We start from the raw sequence: 6,639 nt of genomic DNA on the forward strand, positions 1-6,639 counted from the left end.
CTTCGCGGCGGCCGCCGCGACAGCCGCGCGGACCGGCTCGGGCCGCAGGCCGGAGGCGAGGACTCTCATCACGACGCGGAACGGCGGCGCCGGGACTGCCGGGCTGAGGTTGACCAACACCTTCACCTCCCGTGCCGCGGTGAAGGTGCGGACCGCGGCGCCGGTGGTGGCGATGTATTCGTCCAGGTTCAGCCGGGTCGCCCGCCCGGCACTCGCGCTCGCGCCGGTGGAGACCACCTCGATGTAGGTGGGGGTGCAGTGTTGGGCGATGGTATGCAGGAGGGGGATCGCCGCCTGGCCGCCGCAGGTGATGAGGTTGATGTGGCGGTGCACTCGTGCAGCGCCACCGTTGACGGTCGGGACGACCATCGCGCCGACCCGACTGGGGGTCAGGTCCACCAGCTGCGCGCCGGTGTCCTTCAAATGGGCCCAGTGCTCGGCGTGGGAGGCGGCGTTCGAGGCGTCGAAGACGACGTCGAAGGGCCCGGCTTCCATCAGGGAGGCGATCCCACCGTCGGCGGTCGGGCACCCCATCTCCGCCGCCCTGCGCAGCCCCACGCTCTGTGGGGCCCGGCCCACGACGAGGCGGCAGGTAAGGGCCTTTGAGCGCTGGATCTTCTCTGCCAGGTCGATTCCGATGAGACCGGCGCCGAGCACCGCGGCGCTCGCTCGTCCTCTCGCAGCCATGAGTCGCCCTTCTACGTTGTCGTTGAGGAGTGATAGGAGGAGGGGCCTCGGGCGCGCGGCGCCGACGGCGGCACCCGTGCCTTCGCCTGTTGTCGGGTGGTTCAGCCGGCCCGGAGGCGGACGGGCGGCAGGTGCGCGGAGGCCAGGCGCACCTCGGTACCCGCGGTCAGGGGGAGGCTGGCGTGTACCGATCCGGCCAGGACCAGATCACCGGCCCGCAGCCAGTTGCCGAAGGTGCTCAGCCTGCGGGCCAGCCAGACCAGGGCGTTGAGCGGATCGCCGAGGACAGCTCGGCCTTCCCCCGCGGCCGCGGCCGCCCCGTCTACATGTACGAGCAGTTCTTCGGCGTGGAGGTCGAGGTCGTGGTCGAGCGGCACCGCCCGCCCCGTGACGACGCGGGCGCACGAAGCGTTGTCGGCCACGCTGTCCGCCAGGGCGATCTGCCAGCCCGTGAACCGCGTGTCGATGACTTCGAGGGCGAGGAACACCTCGGACACCGCGTCCCGGACCGTCTTCGCATCGAGGTCCGGGCCCTTCAGGTCCTGCCCGAGCCGGAAAGCGATCTCCGCCTCCACCCGCGGACTCATCAGCTCCCCGAGCGCTACCGTGCTCCCGCTCGGGATGACCATGTCCTCCAGCAGGACGCCGGAGTCCGGCTCCTCAACCCCCATTTGCTGCTGCATGGCCAGCGAGGTCGCCCCGACCTTGTGTCCCACGACCCGGGCACCGCCGGCCACCCGGCGAGCCACGCCCTCCGCCTGGATGAGGTACGCCTCCTCCAGCGACAGGCCCGGCCGCAGCACGGTCAGGGGAGCCACCGGCACGCGCAACCGCTCAGCGGCGAACAGACCCTCCGCCACCTCGGCCACCCAACTGGCGTGCTCATCCATCGAGTTCCTCCACAGGTCTGATTCAGGGGGGATCCGGCGCTCACGCCCGGAGGCCGCCGGGAGTACTACAGGCGTGGCGGTGCCACAGGCCTTGCGGGCCAGGGCGCATACCCGTCTCACGGACCGGGGCCGTGGTGCCCGGGGTCAGCTCTCGGGGCTGATGACCAGTCAACCCGGAGCGGCCCGGCGGCGGTACGGTGGCGGGCAGGCCAAGCGGTATATCGGGTATACAGGCAGGTACTCATGATCACGCGCACGCCGAACCACCAGCTCCGCCACCTCGTCGCCGAATCCGGCCTCACCTACGAGGCCGTGGCCAAGGCGGTCCGCGCCGTGGCAGCCGAATGCGGCGCCGCCTTACGGACCAACAAGTCCGCCATCGAGCACTGGATCGCCGGCGTCACCCCCCATGAGGAGACCGGCCGCTACCTCGCCGTCGCCCTCTCCAGACGCCTCGGCCGCCTCCTCACCCCCGCCGACCTCGGCCTACCCGCCGGCAGCCAGGAGGCGGATGACACCATCGGGCTGAACCTCAAGGGGGACCCCCTGGACGCCCTCATGCCGATGTGGAGGTACGAGTTGGACCGGCGTCGCTTCCTGTCGACCTCCGCCTACTCCGTGGCCGCCGCAGCCCTGCCGCTCGCCCACGCCCAGGAGATCGCCGACCGCACCACCGCCGCAGCCCGCACCGGCCACACCACCGGCATGGCAGACGTCGCCGCCGTCCGCGACATGATCCGCCTCTTCTCCGAAATGGACGAACGCCACGGCGGACAACACGGCCGCACCGCCCTGATCACCTACCTACGCGACGACCTCGCCCCGCTGTGCCGAGGCCGCTTCCGCACGGAGGAAGTCCGCCAGCAGATGCTCTCTGCCGCCAGCCGCGGCGTGCACCTCGCGGGCTGGAAGGCCTACGACGCAGGCCAACAAGGCCTCGCCCAGCGGTACTACCTCCAGTCCTACGCGCTCGCCATCGAATCCGGCATCACCGGCCACGACGGGTTCGTGATGCGCACGATGGCCATGCAGGGCCTCAAGCTCCACCACCCCCAACACTGCCAAGGCCTCGCCGAAACAGGCCTGAACCGCGCCAAGGGCAAAGTCGACGCCCCAACCGAGGCCCTGTTCCGTGTCGTTCACGCCCACACCCTGGCCAAGACCGGACAACCACACGCCGCCCTCACCGAAGCCGAGCACGCCCGCGCCCTCCTGGCCGCCGACCCCGGCGACGAACCAGCCTTCTGGGCCCTGACCTGGGGACCCCCAGCAGCATCGGTGTACTCGCGCACCGCCAAGGTCTACGAGACCTTGGGCGACCACCAGGCCGCTGCCCAGCAGTACGCCCACGCCGCCGCCTCCCGCCCCGCCCACACCTACGCCCGCATCGTCGCCCTCGACCTGGTAGCCGGCGCCGAAATGCAGATCAAGCGCGGCAGCATCGAAGAAGCCTGCGCCACCTGGAACCGGGCCATGGACCACATGGACGGCGTACGGTCCCACCGCACCCGCAAGGCCATCACCAGCATGCGCGCGGACCTCGCCCGCTTCCGGGCCCGCGGCCTGCGCTGCGCGGCCGAACTCGACGAACGCGCCCGCGACTTCCTCACCACCTGACACCGGCGCAGCCAACGTCGGGGCCCGCCGCACCAGGCCGCGCGTTCCAGTGGCCCGAGCGGCTCAGGCGCCGGGGTGGATCAGTGCCTCAGCGAACCGGCGGACGACCGGCCCTAGGTAGTCCACCTGCGGACCCGCGAGGTCCGACAAGTCGGCCGGAGAACGCACGAGAGCGACCTCCCTGAACTCGGGGTCACGCCCCCGCGTCTGCTCTGCGGAGACCAGAGCCGAAAACCGCTCGCGCAGCACCGACGCCGGGCGACTCGGGGCACGGTAGAAGACCCCGATGCTCCCGTTCCCGCCCCGCGTGACGACCCACAGGGTCAGGTCGTCCGGCGCGGTGTTGACTCCGGTCTCCTCGGCCAGCTCCCGAGCTGCGTGCCGCCGGAGCGCGGCTTCGTCCAGCACCTCACGGCCCTCCGGCGGCTCGACCGATCCGCCCGGCAGCTGCCAGCGGCCAGGAGCGGCGGTTGAAGCCGACATCTGCCCCACCAGCAGGGCGCCTTCATCTGTCGGCTGCACCACGGTGACGAACAGAGACGGCAACGCGGCCGCCCTGGCCTCGGGAACCCTCCGCAGGGCGTAGTGCCGGTAGGTGACCCCAGTCCAGGACAGCACCATGCACCCAGGTGCCTCCCAATCCAGCCTCGTACACGCCGCCACCGGCCCGTCAAAGAGACTCGGGTTGGCCTTCACCGCCTCATCCCACACACGGTTCATGGCCAACTCGTGCTCGGGCGACACCCGCGGCGCTACTGTGGGGACGAGGCGTAGGCGCCGCGCGTCCAGGAGTTCAACACCGACAGGGTGCGTCTGTGGCTCGGTCACCGACTCATCCTAGGACGCGCCCGCTCGGCCGCAACGACACCCGCACCCACCCCACACGACAACGTCGGCCTTCAAGACCACAACCAGGTCTTGAAGGCCGACGTCACGTCACACGAGCCCCGAATTAACCAACAGTGTCCCGCACCGGTGCCAGGGGCTCGTCCGTCAGCTCGCGCCGTCACCTCACGCCGTGACCGACGCCCGTACCTCCCGGGCGGCCGCCGTCAGGTTCTCCAGCGCCGCCCGGACCTCCTCCGGAGTACGGGTCTTCAGCCCGCAGTCCGGGTTGGCCCACAGCCGCTCCGGTGGCACCGCCCGCAGCGCCCGGCGCAGCAGGCCCGTGATCTCCTCGGCCGATGGGACGCGCGGGGAGTGGATGTCGTACACGCCGGGCCCGACCTCGCGCGGGTAGCCGGCCGCGGCCAGCTCGTCCGCGATGGCCATCCGGGAGCGGGCCGCCTCCAGGCTGATCACGTCCGCGTCCAGGGCCTCGATCGCGGAGAGGATCTCGCCGAACTCCGCGTAGCACATGTGCGTGTGCACCTGGGTGTCCGCGCGCACGCCCGAAGTGGCCAGCCGGAACGCCTCGGTGGCCCACTCCAGGTACGCGGGCCGGGCCGCGCGCCGCAGCGGCAGCAGCTCGCGCAGCGCGGGCTCGTCCACCTGCACCACCGCCGTACCCGCCGCCTCCAGGTCGGCGATCTCGTCCCGCAGTGCGAGCGCCACCTGGCGGGCGGTGTCGGCGAGCGGCTGGTCGTCGCGGACGAAGGACCAGGCGAGCATCGTGACGGGCCCGGTGAGCATGCCCTTGACCGGGCGCTCCGTCAGGGACTGGGCGTAGCCCGTCCACTCCAGCGTCATCGGCGCGGGCCTGGACACGTCCCCGGCGAGGATCGGCGGGCGGACGTAGCGGGTGCCGTAGGACTGGACCCAGCCGTGCCGGGTGGCCAGGAAGCCGTTCAGCCGCTCGGCGAAGAACTGCACCATGTCGTTGCGTTCGGGTTCGCCGTGCACCAGCACGTCGAGGCCCGCCTTCTCCTGGTAGGCGATCACCTCCCGGATCTCCCGCTCGATCCGCTCCCGGTAGGCGCCCTCGGCGATCCGCCCGCTGCGCAGCCCCGCCCGGGCGGCCCGCAACTCGGCGGTCTGCGGGAAGGAGCCGATGGTGGTCGTGGGCAGCAACGGCAGCCCCAGCCGGGCGCGTTGGGCCGCGGCCCGCTCCTCGTACGGCTGCGGGCGCCGGGTCTCCGACTCGCCGAGGGCCGCGCAGCGCTCCCGTACGGCGGTGTCGCGGGCCAGTGCCGAACCGGCGCGGGAGGCGAGCGCGGCGCGGGCCGCGGACAGCTGCGGGGCCACCGCGTCCCGGCCCTCGGCCAGGGCCCGGGCCAGCACCGAGACCTCGGCCGTCTTCTGGCGGGCGAAGGACAGCCAGCGGGCGATCTGCGGGTCCGACTCCCGCTCGGCGGCGGCGTCCAGGGGCACGTGCAGCAGCGAGCAGGAGGGCGCCGCGTCGACGCGCCCGGCGAGGCCGAGCAGGGTCGCGAGGGTGGAGAGCGCCCTCTCCAGGTCGGCGGCCCAGACGTTGCGGCCGTCGACCACGCCCGCGACCAGGCGGCGGCCCGGGAGGCCGCCGATCGCGGCGAGGGCGTCCAGGTTCGCGGCGGCGGGCCCGGTGAAGTCCAGGGCCAGGCCCTCGACGGGGGAGTCGGCGAGGACCGGCAGCGCCTCGCCGAGTGCGTCGAAGTACGAGGCGACGAGCAGCCTGGGCCGGTCATCCACGGCGCACAGCTCCCGGTAGGCACGGGCCGTGGCGCCGAGCACCGCGCCCGGCTGGTCCTGCACGAGCACCGGCTCGTCCAGCTGCACCCACTCGGCTCCGGCCGCGCGCAACTCCGCGAGCAGGGACGCGTACACCGGGAGCAGCCGGTCCAGCAGCGTCAGCGGCTGGAAGCCGGGGGCGGCGTGCGGTGCGGGCTTGGCCAGCAGCAGGAAGCTGACCGGCCCGAGGAGCACCGGCCGGGCCCGCTCGAAGCCGTCCGCCCGCGCCTCCTCGAACTCGGCGACCTGCTTGCGCGGGTCGGCGGCGAAGGCGGTGTCCTGGTCCAACTCGGGCACGAGGTAGTGGTAGTTGGTGTCGAACCACTTGGTCATCTCCAGCGGCTGGACGTCCGCCGTGCCACGGGCCATGGCGAAGTAGGTGTCCAGCTCGCCGAGACCGGCGTTCCGGTGCCGGGGCGGGACGGCGCCCACCGCCCAGGCGGTGTCCAGCACGTGGTCGTAGAGCGAGAAGTCGCCGGTGGGGATCTCGTCGATGCCCGCGGCGCGCAGTTCGCGCCGGGCGCCCGCCCGCAACGCGGCGGCGGTGCGCAGCAGTTCGTCCTGGTCGAGGCGGCCGGACCAGTAGCCCTCGACGGCCTTCTTCAGCTCCCGGTCGGGGCCCTGCCGCGGATAGCCGTGCAGGGTGGCGAGGACCCGCGCACTCGGTGAATCGGTCACGGAACTCTCCTTCGCGAGTTCGGCGTCGACCTCGGGAAGGCAGGACAGACCGGCAGGAACAGCACCTGCCGCCGCCGACCCGCCCTCGAGGTCCCGGTTGGCCGTGCCCCGGCCGGGGCAC

5 protein-coding genes are annotated in these 6,639 nt (G+C 72.5%); 1 reads left to right on the forward strand and 4 read right to left on the reverse strand.

Annotation, left to right across the window (positions count from 1 at the left end):
- Both AOK16_RS18730 and AOK16_RS18735 read right to left on the reverse strand, forming a co-directional pair.
- Positions 1 to 687, reverse strand: a 687-nt coding sequence (locus AOK16_RS18730) for an acetaldehyde dehydrogenase (acetylating) (RefSeq protein ID WP_107098396.1), incomplete at its 3' end; no start/stop codon positions are given.
- Positions 688 to 788: 101 nt separating this feature from the next.
- Positions 789 to 1,577, reverse strand: coding sequence for a 2-keto-4-pentenoate hydratase (locus AOK16_RS18735; RefSeq protein ID WP_055473377.1), 789 nt, complete (start codon positions 1,575 to 1,577; stop codon positions 789 to 791).
- Positions 1,578 to 1,820: 243 nt separating this feature from the next.
- Between AOK16_RS18735 and AOK16_RS18740 the strand changes: the two genes are divergently transcribed.
- A complete protein-coding gene (locus tag AOK16_RS18740; protein ID WP_055473378.1) occupies positions 1,821 to 3,194 on the forward strand; it encodes an NsdA family TPR-like regulatory protein in 1,374 nt (457 codons plus the stop codon).
- Between the two features lie 63 nt (positions 3,195 to 3,257).
- On the opposite strand, the gene AOK16_RS18745 is transcribed toward AOK16_RS18740, so the two are convergent.
- Both AOK16_RS18745 and metE read right to left on the reverse strand, forming a co-directional pair.
- A complete protein-coding gene (locus AOK16_RS18745; RefSeq protein WP_338058496.1) occupies positions 3,258 to 3,815 on the reverse strand; it encodes an NUDIX hydrolase in 558 nt (185 codons plus the stop codon).
- Between the two features lie 390 nt (positions 3,816 to 4,205).
- Positions 4,206 to 6,518, reverse strand: coding sequence for a 5-methyltetrahydropteroyltriglutamate--homocysteine S-methyltransferase (gene metE, locus AOK16_RS18750; RefSeq protein WP_055473380.1), 2,313 nt, complete (start codon positions 6,516 to 6,518; stop codon positions 4,206 to 4,208).
- Positions 6,519 to 6,639: the final 121 nt, after the last annotated feature.

The sequence above is a fragment of the Streptomyces pathocidini genome, from assembly GCF_001418495.1.
Taxonomy (GTDB): Bacteria; Actinomycetota; Actinomycetes; order Streptomycetales; family Streptomycetaceae; genus Streptomyces; species Streptomyces pathocidini.